The 19957-nt window shown below is 50.7% G+C and carries 12 protein-coding genes and 1 other RNA gene; 2 read left to right on the top strand and 11 right to left on the bottom strand.

The genetic code is table 11. The features are described 5' to 3' along the window. Positions 1-11: 11 nt before the first annotated feature. Genes mraY through mraZ form a run of 7 tightly spaced genes read right to left on the bottom strand, consistent with a single transcriptional unit; the run spans position 12 to position 7423 of the window. Complete coding sequence (gene mraY, locus N3Z11_RS02315) at positions 12-1094, bottom strand: phospho-N-acetylmuramoyl-pentapeptide-transferase (RefSeq protein WP_260655527.1); 1083 nt, start codon at positions 1092-1094, stop codon at positions 12-14. Next, entirely contained in the window at positions 1088-2467 is a 1380-nt protein-coding gene (murF, locus tag N3Z11_RS02310) for a UDP-N-acetylmuramoyl-tripeptide--D-alanyl-D-alanine ligase (RefSeq protein ID WP_260655526.1), read from the bottom strand. The genes mraY and murF overlap by 7 nt, the downstream gene beginning before the upstream one ends. Next, on the bottom strand, positions 2464-3978 hold the full coding sequence (locus N3Z11_RS02305; RefSeq protein ID WP_260655525.1) for a UDP-N-acetylmuramoyl-L-alanyl-D-glutamate--2,6-diaminopimelate ligase: 1515 nt from the start codon (positions 3976-3978) through the stop codon (positions 2464-2466). The genes murF and N3Z11_RS02305 overlap by 4 nt, the downstream gene beginning before the upstream one ends. Continuing rightward, positions 3968-5710, bottom strand: a complete 1743-nt coding sequence (locus N3Z11_RS02300) for a penicillin-binding transpeptidase domain-containing protein (RefSeq protein WP_260655524.1) — start codon at positions 5708-5710, stop codon at positions 3968-3970. The genes N3Z11_RS02305 and N3Z11_RS02300 overlap by 11 nt, the downstream gene beginning before the upstream one ends. Then, a complete protein-coding gene (gene ftsL, locus N3Z11_RS02295; RefSeq protein WP_260655523.1) occupies positions 5707-6015 on the bottom strand; it encodes a cell division protein FtsL in 309 nt (102 codons plus the stop codon). The genes N3Z11_RS02300 and ftsL overlap by 4 nt, the downstream gene beginning before the upstream one ends. Further along, positions 6012-6956 carry a 16S rRNA (cytosine(1402)-N(4))-methyltransferase RsmH gene (rsmH, locus tag N3Z11_RS02290; RefSeq protein ID WP_260655522.1) on the bottom strand — a complete coding sequence of 315 codons (945 nt, stop codon included), beginning with the start codon at positions 6954-6956 and terminating at the stop codon, positions 6012-6014. Before rsmH ends, ftsL begins: the two co-directional genes overlap by 4 nt. Beyond that, a complete protein-coding gene (gene mraZ / locus N3Z11_RS02285; protein ID WP_260655521.1) occupies positions 6953-7423 on the bottom strand; it encodes a division/cell wall cluster transcriptional repressor MraZ in 471 nt (156 codons plus the stop codon). The genes rsmH and mraZ overlap by 4 nt, the downstream gene beginning before the upstream one ends. 819 nt (positions 7424-8242) lie before the next feature. Here mraZ and N3Z11_RS02280 point away from each other — a divergent pair. After that, entirely contained in the window at positions 8243-9403 is a 1161-nt protein-coding gene (locus N3Z11_RS02280; RefSeq protein WP_260655520.1) for a flavin reductase family protein, read from the top strand. Positions 9404-9424: 21 nt separating this feature from the next. On the opposite strand, the gene N3Z11_RS02275 is transcribed toward N3Z11_RS02280, so the two are convergent. From N3Z11_RS02275 to N3Z11_RS02265, 3 genes are all read right to left on the bottom strand, one after another. Then, positions 9425-10600: an efflux RND transporter periplasmic adaptor subunit gene (locus N3Z11_RS02275; protein ID WP_260655519.1), complete on the bottom strand. Its 1176-nt coding sequence runs from the start codon at positions 10598-10600 to the stop codon at positions 9425-9427. Further along, positions 10587-13676 carry an efflux RND transporter permease subunit gene (locus tag N3Z11_RS02270; protein ID WP_260655518.1) on the bottom strand — a complete coding sequence of 1030 codons (3090 nt, stop codon included), beginning with the start codon at positions 13674-13676 and terminating at the stop codon, positions 10587-10589. The genes N3Z11_RS02275 and N3Z11_RS02270 overlap by 14 nt, the downstream gene beginning before the upstream one ends. A 207-nt stretch (positions 13677-13883) precedes the next feature. Continuing rightward, entirely contained in the window at positions 13884-14696 is an 813-nt protein-coding gene (locus tag N3Z11_RS02265) for a hypothetical protein (RefSeq protein ID WP_260655517.1), read from the bottom strand. Between the two features lie 436 nt (positions 14697-15132). On the opposite strand from N3Z11_RS02265, the gene N3Z11_RS02260 reads away from it, so the two are divergent. Further along, on the top strand, positions 15133-19389 hold the full coding sequence (locus N3Z11_RS02260; protein ID WP_260655516.1) for a S8 family serine peptidase: 4257 nt from the start codon (positions 15133-15135) through the stop codon (positions 19387-19389). A 170-nt stretch (positions 19390-19559) separates the two neighbouring features. On the opposite strand, the gene rnpB is transcribed toward N3Z11_RS02260, so the two are convergent. After that, an RNA gene (rnpB, locus tag N3Z11_RS02255) (RNase P RNA component class A) lies at positions 19560-19924 on the bottom strand. Positions 19925-19957: the final 33 nt, after the last annotated feature.

Below are 19957 nucleotides of genomic sequence, written 5' to 3'. Positions count from 1 at the left end.
ATTTCACCCGCTTAACGCAGTTTTAAGGTCGCAAGACCAATCAACACAAAAATAATCGACAAGATCCAGAACCGGACTATCACACGCGGCTCTGGCCAGCCTTTGAGTTCATAATGGTGGTGAATAGGCGCCATGCGGAAAATCCGCTGACCACGCAGTTTGTAAGAGCCCACCTGCAAAATCACTGACATGGTTTCAATAACAAAAATGCCACCCATGATGATCAGCACTATTTCCTGACGCACCAGCACAGCTATCACACCCAAAATGGCGCCCAGCGCTAAAGAACCCACGTCGCCCATAAAGACCTGAGCCGGATAAGTGTTAAACCAGAGAAAGCCCAAGCCTGCGCCAATAATACTGGCGCACACCACCACCAGTTCGGAAGTGAGCGGCAGATGCGGAATATGCAGATAGTTGGCAAACACCACGTTGCCGCTGACATAAGCAATAATGGCAAAGGCCATAGCCACCATAATAGTTGGCACTATGGCAAGGCCATCTAAACCATCGGTCAGGTTCACCGCGTTACTAAAACCCACCATGACAAAATAAGTGGTGACTAAGAAGAACAAACCGAGCTGTGGCAGCACATCTTTGATAAAAGGCACCACCAGACTGGTTTCAGCCGGTCTTTCTGCTGTGGCATACAGGAAAAATGCAGTGGCAATAGCAAACACCGATTGCCAGAAATATTTCCAGCGCGCGATAAGGCCTTTTGGGTCTTTACGAATGACTTTGCGGTAGTCATCAATAAAACCAATCCAGCCGTAGCTGACCAGCACAAACAACACCACCCAAACGTATTTATTGGATAAGTCTGCCCAGAGCAAAGTGCTGATAGCGATGGAGCCTAAAATCAGCAAACCGCCCATAGTTGGCGTGCCTTTTTTCGAGAAATGGCTTTGGGGGCCGTCATCACGCACTGTCTGGCCAATCTGCAGTTTTTGCAAAGCGGCAATCAGCTTGGGGCCAAAATACAGGCTCAGCAGTAAGGCGGTTAACACGCCCAAAATGGAGCGGAATGTCAGATAACTGAATACGTTAAATGCATTCACATATTGGGTAAGAAATTCGGCTAACCACACTAACATGCGTCTGTCTCCTGCTGACATCTTTCTAGCAAGTCCTGCACAACCAATTCCATCCGGGCACTGCGCGAGCCTTTCACCAGAATGGACACTTCCGCTGTGCCTGTTAAAAACGGCGCCAGTTTAGCCACCAGCTGTGAACGCGAGCTGAAATGTGCACCCTGGGCATGGAATAATTCACTGGCATTTTGCGACAGCACACCAAGCGTAAATAAGTGATTAATGCCGGCCTGTTTGGCATAAGCGCCCACTTCTTCATGGTACAGACGGGCATCAGGGCCAAGTTCACCCATATCACCCAGCACTAAAATGCGGGTACCGGCATAAGAAGCCAGTAAATCAGTGGCGGCTTTCACCGACTCTGAATTGGCGTTGTAGGTATCGTCGATAATACGCAGGCCTTCACGCGGCTGATTGACATTAATGCGGCCTTTTACCGGCTTCATCGCTGCTAAACCCAGCTGTACGTCGGTCAGGCTGGCGCCTAAACCCAAAGTGGCAGCAGCGGCGGCCAGTGCGTTGGCCACATTGTGACGGCCAGGCAATACCAGCTGAATAAAACACTGGCCATAGGGCGTATGCATGGTAAAGCCGGCACAACCATTGCTGTCGAGCACTATGTTTTCAGCATGAAAATCAGCAACTTGCTCAGCACTGAATGTCTGCACCCGCAGATGGGTTAAACGCTGTAACCAATAACTGTGGAATTCACTGTCGAGCGGCACAATGGCAAGGCCCTGCTCGCTTAAACCTGTGTAAATTTCGCCTTTGGCACGGGCCACACCAAATAAATCGCCAAAACCTTCCAGATGGGCTGCGCCGACATTGGTGATCATCGCCACATCGGGTTTCACCAAAGAGGTGGTATAGGCAATTTCACCCAGATGATTGGCACCGAGCTCCATCACGGCATAGTTATGCTGGGGCTCTAAACGCAGCAAAGTTAAAGGCACACCAATTTCATTATTAAAATTGCCGGCGGTAGCCAGTACATTGCCAATACGCGACAAAATAGCCGCCATCATTTCTTTGACTGTGGTTTTGCCAACACTGCCGGTCACAGCCACTGATTTTAAAGATAATTTTGCTTTAACCAGTGCGCCAAGCGCGCCCAGCGCCAGTTTGGTATCAGCCACCACCAGTTGAGGCACAGTACAGCCGGCCTGGGCTTGTTCCACCACCACGGCGACAGCACCTTTTTGCACTACGTCGCTGATAAACTGATGGCCATCAAAGTTCGGGCCTTTAAGCGCAATAAATAAGTCACCCGCACTAATGTTGCGGCTGTCGGTACTGACCTGTTTGATGCTGATATCAGCACCGACCAGACGCCCCTGAGTGGCGCTGGCAATTTCAGACATTGTTAAGCTGATCATCGGCACATCTCCGCCAATAAACTACTGATAAATTTACGTTCGTCGTAATCCCGCACCTGGGTGCCAATGATCTGGTAAGCCTCATGGCCTTTGCCGGCCACCAGGATCATATCGCCTTGATGAGCTTCAATCAGTGCCAGTTTAATGGCAGATTCGCGGTCAGTTTCAATTTGGCAGTTGGCACCGGTCACCATACCGGCGGCAATATCATTGCAGATATCTAACACAGCTTCAGTGCGGGGATTGTCGGCGGTAATGATAACATGATCTGCGTATTGTTCGGCGATTTGTCCCATTAAAGGTCGTTTACCTTTGTCTCTGTCACCACCACAACCAAACACACACCATAAATGGCCGCGGCATTGCTGGCGCAGTGCCACTAAACTTTGTTGCAGCGCATCGGGGGTATGAGCGTAATCCACCACCAATGTCACTTCCTGTGGGAACTGCCACTGCTCCATCCGGCCCGGCACCGGCAATAACCTGGCTACAGCGTCGATGATATCCGGCAAGGCATGACCCAAAAGCACCAGCGCGCCCATAGCAGCCAACACATTTTGTACGTTAAATTCGGCCAAGAGCGGAATGTGCAGTTGATACTGCCCCAGATGACTGTGCAAAGTGCAGCGAAAACCATGACCATCGGCCTGCAGTGCGTCATAAGCCAGATAGCGGGTAAAACCGGTGCAGTCCGCCAGCTTGCCGTACACCAGCGCCGGTAATGCTGTTTGTGCCACCAGCTGTTTGCCATAGTCGTCACTGACATTAATCACTGCGGCTTTGGCAAGCTCTGGTGTAAACAACAAGGCTTTGGCGGCAAAATAGTCCTGCATAGTGCCGTGATAATCCAGATGATCCCGGCTTAAGTTGGTATACACAGCCACCGCAAATTTGAGCCCGGCCACGCGCTGTTGCACTAAGGCATGCGACGACACTTCCATTGCCGCCACTTTGCAGCCAGACTGAACAAAACCGTTAAAAATACGATGTAAATCAACCAGATGTGGTGTTGTATTCTGCAGTGGCGTAAAGGCCGGAAACTCACCATAACCCAAAGTGCCAATCACTGCGGCTTTTTCACCCAGCAAGCGGTTTAACTGATTGACAAAAATAGCGGTGCTGGATTTACCGTTGGTGCCTGTGATGCCCACCAGTTCAAGCTGTGCTGCACTGTGCTGATAAAAAGCGCTGACCACTGCCGGCAACTGCGCCATCAGATCAGGCCATAACAATACCCGTGCGTCCTGCTGTAACTGCGCCTGCTCTGGCAGCAGTACGTCTGTCAGCACCAGCGCAGCGCCTTGTAACAGTGCAGTTTCAATAAATCTGTTGCCATGACCGGACACACCAGCAATGGCCAGAAACACATCACCGGCTTTCACCTGCTGGCTGCTGACACACAAGTTTGCCATGGCCGCAATTTGTGGCCTGTTTTCTAACGCACAAAGCGACTGTCCTTCGACAGTCGCTTTAAAGGGAGATAACCATTGTTCGAGCCGGTTAACCTGCATCTGGACCTCCGGCCACTTTAGTGATGCGACTGTCATTGCCATCCGGCGGCAAGTTGAGCAGCTGCATCGCTGCTCCCATCACGGCACTAAAGACAGGTGCCGCCACCTCGCCACCACCGTAATAATCCCCGCTGGGTTCATTAATAATCACCACACAAGCCAACCTGGGTTGCGAAATAGGGCCTATGCCGGCAAAAGAACCGATATAGTCATCACCATAACCCCCGGCAATGGCCTTTTTCGCTGTACCTGTTTTACCACCTACGCGGTAGCCAGGCACCTTGGCACGGGTGGCTGTACCGCGTTTTTCGGTCACTGCTTCTAACATTTCCACCATAGCGTCGGCATTGTGTTCGGCAATCACCCGCTCACCCGGTGGTGGATTGTCGGTTTTTAAAATGGTTAAAGGACGTACTACACCACCGTTGCCTATGGCAGCATAAATCCGTGCCAGCTGCACTGCAGTGACAGACAGACCATAACCAAAAGATAAAGTGGCTCTTTCATGCTCAGACCAACGGGCGCGTTCGCGCAGCTGACCAGCACTTTCACCCAGCAAACCTAAGCCAGTGTCTTCACCCAGCCCCATGTTGTAATACATTTTTAATAAGTCTTCGTGAGGCATATTCAGCGCCAGACGGGTCACACCAATGTTACTGGAACGGCGGATAATGCCTTTTAAGTCCAGGTCGCCATTGCCTGTCACATCCTGCACTCTGCCGCCGCCGACCATAATAGGGCCATAACCTGTTGGGATGATGGTATTCAAATCAGCAGTGCCATTTTCCAGCGCCGCCAGAACAGGTAAAGGTTTCACTGTTGAACCTGGTTCAAAAGTGTCGGTAATGGCGCGGTTACGGAATTTGTGGATCGCCGTGCCTTTTCTGTTGTTTGGGTTGTAAGAAGGGCTGTTCACCATGGCCAGCACTTCGCCTGTGTGTACATCCACCACCACCACTGAGCCTGAAGTGGCGCCAAAGGTCAGCACAGCTTTTTTCAGTTCACGGTAAGCCACCGCCTGAATGCGCTGATCGATACTGAGCTGCAAATTGCGTGACGCTGTGGCGTCTGTTTGCTCCAGCACTTCAATTTCACGGCCTTTGGCGTCTTTACGAATCACTTTACGGCCGGCTGTGCCTTTAAGCAGCTGGTCAAACTGGCGCTCAACACCTTCCACACCATGATCGTCCACGTTGGTAAAACCAAGAATATGGGCTGCTACTTCACCGGACGGGTAATAACGCCGTGATTCCTGCTTAAAGTAGATGCCAGGGATTTTTAATTTGCGGATGTAATCCACAGTAGCCGGACTGGCATGGCGCTGCAGATAGACATAACGTTTTTTCGGATCTGTGGCGATTTTTTGCGTCAGCTCTTCCGGTTTTAACTGCAGCATTTCCGCTAAGGCATGCCAGCGGCGGCTGTCGTTTTTAGCATTGGCCTGCATAATCACTTTAGAATCGGCATACACAGATTCAACCGGCACACTGACCGCCAGCTCTTCGCCGTTACGGTCTAAAATCATGCCACGCAGCACTTCGTCCGACTTCACCCGTAACGAGCGGCGATCGCCTTGCTCTACCAGCATGTCGGGGTCAATGACCTGTAAATAAGCAGCACGGGCCACCAGGCCAAAAAATACCGCTGACAAGGACAACACCACAAAAGCAAAACGCCAGCTGATCACTGTCGGGTGTTTGCGGTTTTTGGCTTGTTTGACTGTTCTGCTCATGGTTCGTTTACCACTATATCCTGCTGACCCAATGGTCGAACCATCTGGAGCTGCTGTTGTGCCAGCTCTTCAACCCGGCTGTGTTCAGACAAAGCCCGCTGTTCTACCAGTAAATTGCGCCATTCCATTTCCAGCGCATCACGTTGTTGAAATAACTTGTCCTGATTGATGGTCAGCTGACGGTTCAGGTGAGTAAATTCCACCACAGCCAGCGCCGAACCTATGCAGAGCACTAACATCACCAGCACCAGTTTGTGGTTGGCAATATCCTGCACTATCAGTTTGTTTAATTTGATGCTGCTCATTTGGCCTGTTTCTCCGCAATACGCAGCACGGCACTGCGTGCTCTTGGATTCACAGCCAGTTCGGCATCAGAAGGCATAATGGCTTTGCCAATCAGTTTCAGCGGCAAATGCTGACGCAGCTGATCTTCAGTCAGCGGCAAACCTTTAGGCACAGGTGCCGGTTTGCTGTGCTGACGCATAAATTGTTTTACTAACCTGTCTTCCAGCGAATGGAAACTGATGACCGCCAGGCGTCCACCTGGTTTTAATACCGCAAGCGCAGCGTCCAGCGCAGTTTTTACCTGCTCCAGCTCGCTGTTGATATAAATGCGGATAGCCTGAAAACTGCGGGTTGCCGGGTGTTTTTTCTCTTTAAAACTTTTCGGCGCTGTGGCTGCTATCAAAGCAGCCAGCTCGCTGGTGCGTTTTAACGGTTGAGTGTCGCGGCTATTGACAATAGCGTTGGCGATTTTCCAGGCGAATTTTTCTTCGCCGTACTCACGCAGCACAAAAGTAATGTCTTCCACATCGGCTTTAGCCAGCCAGTCAGCGGCGGAAATACCGGACGTTGGATCCATCCGCATATCCAGTGGACCATCACGCATAAAGCTAAAACCACGGTCGGCATCATCCAGCTGTGGTGACGACACCCCTAAATCCAGCAAAATACCGTCAACCTGACCGCTGATGCCTTGTTGCTCGGCCACAGCAGCCAGTTCAGAAAAAGCGGTGTGGCTGATATGAAAACGTTTGTCATCTGCAAACTTTTCTGCAGCAGCAATGGCTTGTGGGTCACGGTCTATCGCATATAACCGGCCTTTATCCGACAATTTGCTCAGGATGACACTGCTGTGCCCTCCCCTGCCAAAAGTGCCATCCAGATAGATGCCATCGGCTTGAATGTTCAGACCGTCAATTGCTTCATGCAGCAAGACGGAAATATGGGCTTGCTGATTGCTCACAATGACAAATCCTGTAATCGTTCTGACAGTTCAGCATCACCGGCAATTGCCATTTCCTGCTCAACTGCCATGTCTTCGGCCACCCGGCGGTGCCAGGTTTCTTCATCCCAAATTTCAAATTTATTCAGCTGGCCTACCAAACGCAGGCTTTTGGTTAAATGGGCATGTTCACGCAAGGTGGCGGGTAATAAAATGCGGCCGTTTTTGTCCATGTCACAGTCTGTGGCATGGCCCAATAACAACCGTTTCAGACGTTGTTCCTGTGGATTAAAGCTCGACAGCTTTTTCAGCTTTTCTTCAATTTCTTCCCACTCAGACAGCGGGTACAGCAGCAGGCAGGGATCTTTGTGATCGATAGTGCAGATCAGCGCACCGCCGTTTTCAGACAAAAGGCTATCGCGGTAACGCGTTGGCAGCGTCAACCGGCCTTTGTCATCCAGGCTCAGAGCAAATGATCCACGAAACATGTTGATCCCACTTTGTTGTAATTAGATCCTGAAAAGATCCACAATTACCCACTAATCTCCACAATGATACAGTTTATGGCGCAGAATTCAGCATTGTCAAGGTAAAACCCCACTTCAGTGATCGATAAAGATCCAATAACGACGCGGCTTAGCGCTGAACTGACAAAAAAAGTGGGAAAAAGTGGTGCAGATTGGCGATCAGCACGAGAAAAGTCTCGCGTAACCCGATTGATCAGAGCCGCAATCAGCCGCAGAAAATCAGCTGTTGGATCCGACGGGCGGTATCGGCAAAACAGCAAAGCCGGGGTGAAGCCTCAGGCTAAAATTACAGAGCTGATGCGCCAGGAGGACAGGCTGAGCGACTAGCGGCAAAGCTTTATGCCAACTGATTCAGCGCGCTGATTATGCAGATCGACGATCAAATCCGGATCAATAAATTTAATTAAATCAATAAGATTGCGTTGAAGTTTTCAGATGCTGCCCAAGACAGTATTGTGTTTAGACAAAACCGCAGATCCCGCAGTTGTCCGCTGCGAAGATCCACATCCCTGGCAACTGCAGAACTACACAGTGGTAACTCAACACAAAGAGTGTTGTTGTCAATCTCTGGGATCAGCTGAGCTCTGTGATGAATGCATGTTGTGATTATCTAAAAATGCGGTGAGCGCAAAGCGCATTAATCCAAAACCAGACGCTAAAAACCAATCAAATCAGAGCGTACAGAGTGAGTAAGCACTCACACCAAAAGATGATAACAATTCTCAATTGCAATATTGCCGCTATCAGATAAAATAACCCGGTATTTTTCTGGGGATCCTTATGCCTGCCCAACTGCCGTTATATCTGTGTATTGTCTTATTAAGCTGTTATTTAAGTTACAGTCTGCTGCACTCCTGGCTTCGCCGCCAACGGCAACAACAGGCACAATACCGCCAGCAGTTACAGGTATACCGGCTGCGGCGTCAGGGCAAGATTGTCAAAATCTGGTTGCGCCACCCTCAAGGAAAACTGTTGCCCAAAGCCAAAGCCGGCCAGCATTTGTTGCTGCAAGCCCCAGATCTAAAAGGCAATAAAGTCAGCCGGGCTTATTCAATCACAAGCGACTGCAGTCAGCGGCGTTATTATCAGTTGGCGGTGAAAGCAGAACCGGACGGGCGGTTAAGCCGGGCCTTGTGGTCAGATCTTAGGGTTGGCGATCGTCTGCTATGTAGTGCTCCCAAAGGGCACTTTATCTTGCACCAATCCTTGTTGAGCAGGCTCAAAGCCAGGCTCTGGCCACAAGCACAACGCCCTGTGGTGCTGGTGGCAGGTGGTATTGGCATTACGCCACTACTGGCGATGTTATGGCAGCTGCTGCGCCAACGACGGGCTGTGCAATTGTGGTTGCAGGCCAGAACCGAAGCAGATTTAGCCTTGTGGCCTATGCTGCGCCGCTTGCCCGGCCTGGATTTTATACCTGTGTTAAGCCAGGCCAGCGCAGATTGGCAAGGACGGCGGGGCCGCATTGATGCACCTTTATTGCTGGCACATACGGCGGCAAATGCAGAATTTTATCTTTGTGCCAATGCAAAAATGGTCAGCGAACTTTCGCAGCAACTGCAGGCTTCTGGTGTAAAACATTGTTATTACGAGCTTTTTAAAGCAGCACAAAGCACAGAAAATCATCTCATTGAATTGGAAGGTCGAAGCGCCCAGAGTGCGGGTTACCCTTCAGTGTTAGACGCCCTGCTTGGTTCTGGCATCGCTGTGCCTTATGACTGTCGCGGTGGCTCCTGCGGCCAATGCCGGCTGACCTTAAAGTCGGGTCAGTGCAAAACCGTGCTGGCGCCGGAGTTTAGCGTGGCGGAGCATGAGATCTTAAGCTGCTGTGTACAGGCCAGCTCAGCGCTGCAACTGGCTTTTAGTTCATTTGCATCAGAACCTGATGCCATAGGCACCGCCATCACAACACCGAACCTTGAACAGCCTCAGAATCTTTAATAAATAATGACTGTGGCTTTTTTACAAAGCCACAGTGTCAGTCGGGGTTTTGCTTTTTGCCAGCGCAAATTCGGCTTCACTGAGTACCCGCACTTTGTCACCATCTTTGAGGGTGTCGGCACCACGCACCACCAGCTGGTCACCGGGTTTCACTGCAGCCTTGACCTGTAACCATTCGCCCTGGCCCTGACCCAGCTCCACCGTCAGCCGTTTGACCTGTGGGCCACCTTCTTTGGTTTCTTGCACCAAAAATACCGCATGTTGTTGTTTACCCAGCACCAAAGCATCACGATGCACCACAGTGCTTAAGCTGGCACTGGCGGTTGGCAAGGCCACGCTGACCAGCTGGCCCACCGAAAAGTTGTTGGCATCGGCCGCAGTTACCGCCAGTCTGGCTTCAAAAGTTTGGGAACGTACGTCAGACACCGGGATCACTGAACTTAACTGCAACTGCGTTTGCCCTTGCTGCTGATACACCTGTAATTGCTGGCCCGGCTGAATAAAAGCGGCATAAGCTAAAGGGGCAAAGACCCGCACTTCCAGATCGGTCAGGCTCACCAGTTGCAATAAAGTTTCGCTGCGACTGACTTCTTCACCTTTTTGATGATGACGCTGACTAACCACACCGGCAAAAGGTGCTGTCACCACTGCCCGGTTTAGTTGATCCTGCACCTGCGCCAGCGAAGCACGGTTGAGCTCCACATCGGCCAGCGCCAAATCACGGTCTGCCTGCACTTGATCCAACTGAGTTTGCGAAATCAGCTGTTTGGCCACCAGTGTTGTTAACCGCGCCAGCTCTTTATCCAGCCTGGCCGCATTAATTTGTGATCTTTTCAGCTGTGCCTGCAGCTCGTTTTTGCGCAGAGTTAAAGGCGTGGGGTCCAGCTTGGCCAGCACATCCCCTTGCGCCACCTGTTGCCCTGCTTCGGCTATCCATTCCAGCCGGCCATCCACGCCGGCACTTAAGTTCGACTGATAACGGCTGTACACCTGACCCGACACCATCATTTGCGGGCTGATCATCTGGCTTTGCACCGGCGCCACACTGACCACTTTTGCCGCTGTTTCATTGGCCTGCAGTGAACCGGCAAAACCACCGGCCAGCAATAACATGCCAAAGAGCCTGATATGCCAGTTGCGGCTTAAACCTTGTGGCCGCGCTTTGCTGTTGGACAAGGTCCGGTTATTCACAAACATGTTGCATCGCTCCTGTTGCAGTAACTGGGGTGCTGCTGCGCTGCCAGCTGCTTAAATACAGCAGCGCAGGCATCAGAATTAAGGTAAAGATGGCACTAAAGGTCATGCCGCCCACTATCACAGTGGCAAGCCCCCGGTAAATTTCACTGCCAACACCTGGCACCAGCATCAGTGGCAACATGCCAAAAATACTGGTCAGGGTGCTCATATAAATAGGTCTGGCCCGCACTTGCACCGCCTCACGAATGGCCTGGGCCGGGGTGAAGCCACTGGCCTGGCTGTCGCGGTATTGTTCCACCAGCAAAATAGCGTTGTTGACCACTAACCCCAGCAGAATGATAAAACCTATCATCGTCAGTAAATCCAGCGCCTGAAAGGTAACCAAATTCAACAGTTTTAATGCAACCACGCCACCTAATAACGACATCGGCATGGTCAGCACCACCAGCAAACTGGCTTTGACGGATTTAAACAAGGCCGCCATCAGCAAAAACAGGATAAACACCGCAATAGTAAAGTTCAGCGCCATAGTGCTGATCGCAGCCTGCAGCCTGTCGGCACTACCCCGAAAGCCAATGGTTAAGTCATCACCCAGCTGCTGGCGCAGCGGCAGCACTATGTCCTGCTGCAAAGTGGCCATCACATCAGACAGCGCCATGTCGGCCGGCGGGCTGATTTGTAAACTGACAGTACGAAGGCCGTTTACCCGAAGCAAATTGGTTGGCCCCACTGTACGTTGCAAACTGGTGAGCTGACCTATGGTTTGCACCCCGGCCTGACTGGTGTAAAGCGGCATCGCCTGCAGTTGCTCGGGTGTGGTCCAGGGAATAGCGCGCAGAATAATATCCATCCGTTCGTTGCCGTCAAACTGCTCGCCAACATACACACCGTCTGTCATGGCACGCACCGCATTGGCCACGGTAAAACGGTCGACACCGGCTTTGGCAATATTCATTTCATCGGGCAAAATTTTCAGTTCCGGCTGATTTTGCGCCAGACCAGGTTGTGCCTGCACATTGGCACCCGGAATTTTGTCCTGCACCAGCGCCATAGCAGCGGCCGCTTGTTGCATCAGCAATTCGCTGTCAGGGCCCTGAAAATCAAGATACAACTCACGACCCGAATTAAAACCAAAGTTCAGCAAGGAAGCCCGGAAGCTAAAAGAGGTAGTGTCGGGCAAGTCTTTTAAAATTTCGGTGCGCAATAAAGTGAGCATATCGTCAACAGCACGGGGGTCTTCCGGGTAGATAAACAACACGTTAAAAGCCGGAAACATCGACATGTTATAGCCTTTAATGGCCGGATATTTTTTGTCCTGATAATAAGGTTTTAACCTTTGCACCAACAGCTGGCCAATTTCCTGCTCCAACACTTTGATATTGCCACCGGGTGGCAGGCTAAAACCGGTAAAAATACCGTCTGAATTGGCCTGAGGTAAAAAGTCGGCTTTGGGCAGCAGCAGATAAATCAGCAATAAACTGCCCGGCACCAGCAGCAAGGTCCAGCCCAGTGCTTTTTTGAAAGAGCCAGTGCATAAAATCACTTTGTCACTGAGCCATTGCCATAGCGGCAATAACGGATCTGGTTTGGCATCCAGCCGTTTAAACCACAACATAGAGGCCACCGGGATCACCGTCAGCGCCACCAGCATCGAAGCGGACACTGCCACCGCCAGCGTCAGCGCCAAATCATAAAACAACTGACCTTCCACCCCTTGCATAAAAAGCACCGGCAGGAAAATGGCCACTGTAGTGACAGTGGAGGCAAATAACGCTCCTTTAACCTGAGCCGTGCCTTTTTTAATCGCCTGCAGCAATGCCATGCCTTGCTGCTGCAACCGCACTATGTTTTCCTGCACTATGATGGATGCATCCAGCACCATGCCAACGGCAAAGGCCAGACCGGCCAGCGACACCACATTTAAACTGCGGCCAAAAGCCTGCAACATCATAAAAGCCACCAGCAAACAAATCGGTATGCTCAGGCCAATCAGCAGGGTGGCTTTAACCCCGCGTAAAAACGCAAACAGGATCAGTAAACTCAGCGCCACCCCCAGCCATAAATTCGAGTTCACCAGCGCAATAGCGCGGCGGATATGCACTGATGCGTCAAAACTGAGCTCCATTTCCAGCCCTTTGGCGGCGAGCACATCGCGGTTTAGCTCGGTAATGGCCTTATTCACTTCATCCAGAATGGCCACAGTGTTGGAGTTTTCGCCACGTTCCAGCGTCAGATAATAAGCAGGTAAACCATTTCTTTTGGTAAAACCCGGCACTTCAGGGTAACCCACTTCCACCTGGGCAATTTCTGCCAGATACACAGGCCGGCCCTGGTTGTAGGAAATAATCATCCGGCCATAACTTTGTGCATCAAACTGGCCTTCAAAACGCACTGTGTACTGGCGACGCCCTACTTCAGCAAAACCACCGGACACATTGCTGCTGCGGTTAATACTTTGCTGAATCTGTTCAATGCTGATGCCAAGGGCGGCCATTTTGTAAGGGTCAAAAGTGATATGCAGCTCTTTGGGCAAGTCAGACGCCAGCTCTACATTGGATACACCGGAAATAGCCCGCAATCTGGGGCCAACGTTATCGCGGATCAGTTTTAAATAAGGGCTGAAGTCATCCGGCGCATCGGGTGCCATTTGTTTGATCAGAATAGAAGCCACATTACCGCGGCCACTGCCTACGTTGATCACCGGCTCGGCCGCTTCTCTGGGTCTTGGCGGCGCCTGATTCAGCGCGTTGATCACATCCAGCATAGCGCGCTGCATGTCCTGCCCCACTTCAAAGGTGAGGGCAATAGAGCCAAAACCAGGGCCAACATTACTCTGGATTTCCACCACACCAGGCACATTACGTAAGGTGTTTTCCTGCGGCTCAATAATGGTGGCTTCCATTTCCTGCGGTGCTGCTGCCCGCCAGCCATTGTTAATAAATATTTGTGGTCTGTCTAAATCAGGCAGCAACTGCACCGGCAGTTTTGCCATGGCCAGCAAACCAAATAACAGGATCAGAATAACCACCACGACAGTGGCGGCCGGGTTTTTACAACTGGCACGGGTCAGGTTCATCACTAAGTGGTTCCAGAAAGCGAATGGCCGGAGTATATGCAGTTGTCGTTGAATTCCCAGTAAAGGTTGGGACAAGCGGAAGATAAATTGCAACCAATTGTGACGAGCGGTAATTGGTCGTCCGCGCCTGGCGTTTTATCGTAAAGAGGTCATTTTTACGCAGAGAGTAACGGCGGGAAAAATCGCCAAATCAACAGTCGGCGCCGCTTAAAAATGGGTGCCATATACCTGGTTATAAAGCCGCCTGACTTCAGCATGGGAAGATGGATCAAACCATTGTAAATGCGCCTGTAAATAAGCTTCGGTCTGGCTTGCCAGCGCCAGTTGCTGCTCCAGTAACGCCAGCAGTTGTTGTCCCTGTGGCGTTTTGGCACATAAGATATGGCCCAATAACACTTCCGGCGACTCGGCCAGCGGCAGGCTGAACAGTTCTGCTGTGCCATGTTGCTTTTTGGGTTGATTCAGTAAGTTGTGCTGCACCACATTCGGATATTCAATCAACAGTTCAACCCGGCCACTTTGCAACATCTGGATGACACCGCCGGCCAGATCGCTGGCATGGCGTTGCCAAAAACGCTGCCGATATCTGGGATCGCGCATCAGTGCATCCAAAGCCGCACCGTATTTACGTCCACCTACGACGGCAAAACGCGCGCTGTGATTTTGCTCAAGCAGCTCTGACACACTCACTTTACCTTCGGCGTTTTTCAGCTCAGTCAGCAGGCCGGCTGTGGCAGAATCTTTTAAGGCAAAAAGCCTGAACCCCGGAAAAACCACCTGAGGTAACTGACTGGCCACTGCGTGCTGCAACCTGTCAGCAGATAAAATTTTATTGCCGGCGCAGGCATTGGGCTCCGACTTTAACAACGCCATGGCTCTGGGGGTATTCACCACCAGGGTTTTCACTGCAAGCTCGGGCAAGCCCTGACGCAGCACCTGCAAGGTCGAGCCATTGACATCCACCGCCAGCTTTTTATGTGTGTTGCTGGCCTGCAGATCGTTGTCGGCCAGCCAGACCATAGAAAGCTCAGCAGCGCTGCAGATTCCAGAACAAAACATCAGCAAAAATAAGTGAGCTTTCAGTAACATAGATTTTATGCCTCAGGCTGGGCAAACCAAAAATCACCATAAGATGAGCCCTAATAACAGCACAGTCTGCAACAAAGGTACATCTGCATTGTGGAAAATATTGCACCAGGCCAAGGCTTTTGTGCAAAAAATCGGCGTTTAAACAAGTCCATAACAAGGCCATAAAAACGGCGGCTGGTGCGCCCTGCCACACAGCTTTTAATCAATAACAAGCTCTGAATGGGTACTTGCCGGACAAAAGCAAGTATTGAGTAAAAATTTTGTTACTTAACTGATTTACCAAATTGGCCTCGTCAGTTAGCATCGACTCTTTTTGGCTTACCCCAAGCACCACAGCAGCACCATCCACCCACGCAAGGAGCATCAGGTGTTCATTCGTTATTTATCGTTCAGTGTCATGCTGGCTATCACATCAGCCCATGGCAGCGAGCTGCCAGACTCAGCAGATATCACCGGCGCCAATCACCACAGCTACCGGCTCATCCAAAAACCAGATGGCAGTATTCAACCTGAATTGACCCGCACTGCTGCCAATGGCACAGAAAAATATATTATTGAATTGCAAGGCAACGCCGTATTACCCCGCTTACAACACAACAATTTATCCGGCATCCGGCAAATAGCAGCGCCTTTATTGCTGCAGGCAGAAAATCAGGTCAAAGCAGAACAACAACAACTGTCACAACAACTGTTGCAGGACCAGCTGATAAGCGACGTGCATGCCAGCACCAGCCTGCTGCTCAATAGCATGATAGTGTCGGCCAATCCGGCTGACATTGCCCGGATTGCCGCTTTGCCCCAGGTTAAAAAAGTACATGCCGACCGTGAACTGAAGTTATACCGCAACAGGTCTATTCCACTGATCCAGGCTGACAAAGCCTGGGCACTGAAAGATAACAACGGCAGCACACTTTCCGGCAAAGGTGTCAGAGTAGGTGTTTTGGATACCGGTATCGACTACAACCACCCGGATTTAGGCGGTTGTTTTGGTGAGGACTGCAAAGTAGCCGGTGGTTATGATTTTTACAATAACGACGCTGACCCCGTCGACACCGACGGCCATGGCACTCATGTGGCCGGTATTATTGCCGGTAATGGCACTGTAAAAGGGGTGGCACCGGAAGCCACTTTATATGCATATCAGGTTTGTAACTATTATTGCCCAACCAGCTTTGTGATTCAGGCGTTAGAACGTTCGGCCGATCCGGACCAAAACCCACTGACCAAAGATGCGCTGGATATAGTGAACTTAAGTTTAGGTGGGCCAGGCAGCTCGGACGACCCTTTAACTATTGCCGCCAATAATGCAAGTAAGGCCGGCATCGTCGTGGTAGTTGCCGCCGGCAACGATGGTGAAGCCTATGATGCATTGGGCACTCCGGGTAACGCCGAACTGGCAATTACGGTAGCTGCCAGTGATTTTGCAGACAATATCGCCGATTTTAGCTCCAGAGGGCCAGGGGATCGCGACCTGGTCCTGAAACCTGATTTAGCAGCTCCCGGCAGCTATATCAATTCAACCGTGCCTAATGGTTTGTTTGAGGAGAAAAGCGGTACATCCATGGCCGCTCCTCATGTAGCAGGCGCGGCAGCTTTATTAAAACAACAGGATTACAACCGCACACCGGATACAATTAAATCGCTGCTGGTTAATAACAGCAAAGATTTACAACAAAGTATCCTGCTACAAGGCAGTGGACGTTTAGATGTATTGGCTGCAGCCAGCGCCAGCCTGATCCTGAGTCCACAATCCATTTCTTTTGGCAAACTCGATGCCAGCCAATCCTTGTGGCAACAGCAAAAAACATTGGTTGTACAAAATACCTCGGCCAGCAGCACCACAGTCACACTGGAACAACCTGAGTTACCTGCAGGGGTCAGTTTAACCATGACCCCGTCAGGCACTGTCACTATTGCCGGTGGTGCCCGTCTGGAAATTCAGTTGCAGCTGAGTGTAAACACCACAATTTATCAACAACCTGCCAATAACACTGTGCTTGAGGATCTGTCACTCAGTATCCGCAGTGAACAAAGAACTTATCGTTTGCCAATGGCTTTTTTGGCTTACCATCAGGTCAAAATCAGCAGCCCGTATTTTATTGAGCAGCTGCAGATCTATAACGAAAAAGGTAAAAAAGTTTATAACAACAGCGCCTGGGGCAATACTGTGCTTCGTATGGTCGCCGGTAGTTATGATGTGATTGCCAGATTTTTGATCGGCGACGAAACCCGTATTGTGCTGCAGGAACCGCAACTGATTAACCAACCACAAACACTGCTGATTGATCCAGCGCTGGCCAGCCATCAAATTAATCTGACATCGGTGAAAGACCGGGAAGGTCATGCTGTTCCGCCCGACGCTTTGAAGGGGGGCTTACATTCGCTGGAAATCCGGCATCAATCCAAACCGGTATATTTCCTGAAGATGTATGGTGTGCTTGGTCAGTCGAGCTGGGGCAATGCGCCCGGACCAACGCTGATTGGAACACAATCCCTGTTTATTTCAGCCATTCCAGATAAATTCCAACTCGCCATGACCGCTTTTTGGCAAGACAAACGAGCTGCAGCTGACGACGTTCAGATTTACAGCTGGACACAACGTTTTAGCGAAATAAATAACAATACAGAAATCCAGTTAGACGCCACCACACAAAACCGCCTGGTGACGCAAATAGCAGCAGCCGACTTTACCCAATATATTGCCTTCAGTTACGGCATTTTGCGTGGTTTAAAAAGCGATGATCTTCTTCCTGAAGACAGGCACGGCACTGTAGGTTTTGGCTATCGGATTGCTGAAATTGCAGCAAATAATCCAGCAAAAGTAAGCATTTATGGCACAGCACCATCGTTTAAGCCTGATTATGGCGTAGGTCAATTTTCTATTTCCATAACGGCCAACGATTTTATGAATTCTGTTTATAGTGATAACTGGCGTTTTTATGGCGAAAAAGGGGCATCTCAAGTTTCTTTATACAGCCAATACGGCTCATCTGTGCAGGAACTTAAAAACTACACCAATAATCCGGCAGGACAGCAAACTCTGACCCTGATGCCACATTGGGTACGTTATTGGGCTCATGTCAATCCTGCCAGCTTTGAGGTTCGAGCTGGCCAGTATTGGGATATTTATGGCAACCGCATCAAACATGAGTCTACACCCCAATATCCGGCTGAGTACTCGGCGCTGCTTCGCTGCGACCAAAACGCTGGTGAAATAAAACTGTCCACAGCAGCATCCTTTACTTTTGACAAGAACTGCACACGCTATGATGTTGAACTCAAATACACCACTGCGCTGCTGAATCAGCCCACCCCTTCATTTAGTCGCCTGACAACCTTTGCCGCCAACCGCTATAACGATTTATCTATACATCAGGTGCGGATAGGAGCTAACCAGCAACCCACACAACAAATCAGCCAGGGCAAAGGTTTTTTTGAATTGGCTAGCGATAACGTCGAAGCAGTCAGTGCCGAGATTTATTATCACGGCAGATGGCGACCACTGGGCATGCAGCTCACCACACCAGATACAAACACATTACCGGTTTATCGTGGTGAATTTGAACTGCCGGACAACGCCGCTCTGGCATCGGTCAGATACATAGCAACACACAAAAATGGCAATAGCCTGGAATCGGTGTTTCACAACGCAGCCATTGTAGGTCCCAAGTCCGAAACCGCACTCGCACTTGATCACGACCAGGATGGCACTGCAGATTTTCAGGATAATGATGACGACAATGATGGCATGGATGACATCGACGAGCTGCGCTACCGACTTGATTTATATAAAGATGATCGAGATAGTGATCTGGATAATGACGGATTAACCAATTTACAGGAATTAACACTCACAACATTCCCGGATCGGGCAGACTCAGACCAGGATGGCATCCATGATGGATTTGAGCATCAACACGGGCTGAACCCTCTGGACAGTAGCGATGCACAGCTGGATCCGGATCAGGATGAACTGAGCAATCTGCAAGAGTTTATTCACAAAACGCAGCCCGCCAAAGCTGATACCGACGGCGACACTATGACCGATGGTTTTGAAGTGAAGTACAGCTTAAACCCGTTGGATATCGCGGATGCCAACACAGATTTGGATCAGGACAGCCTGAGCAACCTGGACGAGTTTAAACTGCGCACCAACCCAAAATCTGCCGACACTGACAAGGATGGCATGGGCGATGGTTATGAAGTGAAGTACAACTTAAACCCTCTGGATATAGCGGATGCCAACACAGATTTGGATCTGGACAGCCTGAGCAACCTTCATGAATTTAAATATAAAACCAACCCAACTCTGGCCGACACTGACGGCGACGGCATGCCTGACGGTTATGAAGTGCAATACAACTTAAACCCGCTGGATGCTGCTGATGCCACATCGGATAAAGATCAGGATGGTTTTAGCGCGTTGCAGGAATTTCAGGCTGGCACCAACCCGACGGTTTCAGATAAAAAATCCGGCGATGGTTCTTCCGGTGGCGGAGCAAACAGCAACGACGGTGGCGGCGGTGGTGGCAGTATGGGCTTGAGTGTGCTGAGCCTGGCCGCAATCTGGTGTTATCGCAGGCAGTACCGCCTGCAAGGCAAAGCACAACAAAGCCATACATAACAAAGCAAGACACTGTTTTAACGCCAAAATCGGCAGGTTCAGACAACAAGCTGTTCCTGCCAGTTCAGAACCATCACAGCTTTCAGGGCATAAAAAAACCGGCATCCAAAGATGCCGGTTTTTTTATTAAATCCAGGCAGCAGATCATTGACCTGCTGCCTGCTAAATGAGATGTGAGCCAGCCGTTAAGCCGGGTTCTGTTCTCTGTTGCCAGAGCGACAATCATTCCTCTAGGACGTACGTCACCGCACGCCTCAAGCAACCTACCCGCCCCCAACGCGGGCCGCGCCAAAGGGGGCCTATTTGGTCTTGCTCCGGGTGGAGTTTACCGTGCCACGAACTGTTACCAGTCGCGCGGTGCGCTCTTACCGCACCCTTTCACCCTTACCTGATCCCTTGCGGGCCATCGGCGGTTTGCTCTCTGTTGCACTGGTCGTAGGCTCACGCCCCCCAGGCGTTACCTGGCACCCTGCCCTGTGGAGCCCGGACTTTCCTCCCCCTGCTTGCGCAGGCAGCGATTGTCTTGGCCAACTCACGGCGCGCATTATACGCCAATTCGGGTTTGTGG

This window comes from Rheinheimera sp. 4Y26 (assembly GCF_025245835.1).
Taxonomy (GTDB): domain Bacteria; phylum Pseudomonadota; class Gammaproteobacteria; order Enterobacterales; family Alteromonadaceae; genus Pararheinheimera.
Note: the sequence above shows the minus strand (reverse complement) of the source record. Positions and strands in the feature narration are given on the sequence as shown.

Coding starts and splice junctions, on each gene's coding strand:
- mraY (WP_260655527.1), bottom strand. CDS start 1,094: ATGTTAGTGTGGTTAGCCGAATTTCTTACCCAATATGTGAATGCATTT.
- murF (WP_260655526.1), bottom strand. CDS start 2,467: ATGATCAGCTTAACAATGTCTGAAATTGCCAGCGCCACTCAGGGGCGT.
- N3Z11_RS02305 (WP_260655525.1), bottom strand. CDS start 3,978: ATGCAGGTTAACCGGCTCGAACAATGGTTATCTCCCTTTAAAGCGACT.
- N3Z11_RS02300 (WP_260655524.1), bottom strand. CDS start 5,710: ATGAGCAGAACAGTCAAACAAGCCAAAAACCGCAAACACCCGACAGTG.
- ftsL (WP_260655523.1), bottom strand. CDS start 6,015: ATGAGCAGCATCAAATTAAACAAACTGATAGTGCAGGATATTGCCAAC.
- mraZ (WP_260655521.1), bottom strand. CDS start 7,423: ATGTTTCGTGGATCATTTGCTCTGAGCCTGGATGACAAAGGCCGGTTG.
- N3Z11_RS02280 (WP_260655520.1), top strand. CDS start 8,243: ATGCCTGCCCAACTGCCGTTATATCTGTGTATTGTCTTATTAAGCTGT.
- N3Z11_RS02275 (WP_260655519.1), bottom strand. CDS start 10,600: ATGTTTGTGAATAACCGGACCTTGTCCAACAGCAAAGCGCGGCCACAA.
- N3Z11_RS02270 (WP_260655518.1), bottom strand. CDS start 13,676: ATGAACCTGACCCGTGCCAGTTGTAAAAACCCGGCCGCCACTGTCGTG.
- N3Z11_RS02265 (WP_260655517.1), bottom strand. CDS start 14,696: ATGGTCTGGCTGGCCGACAACGATCTGCAGGCCAGCAACACACATAAA.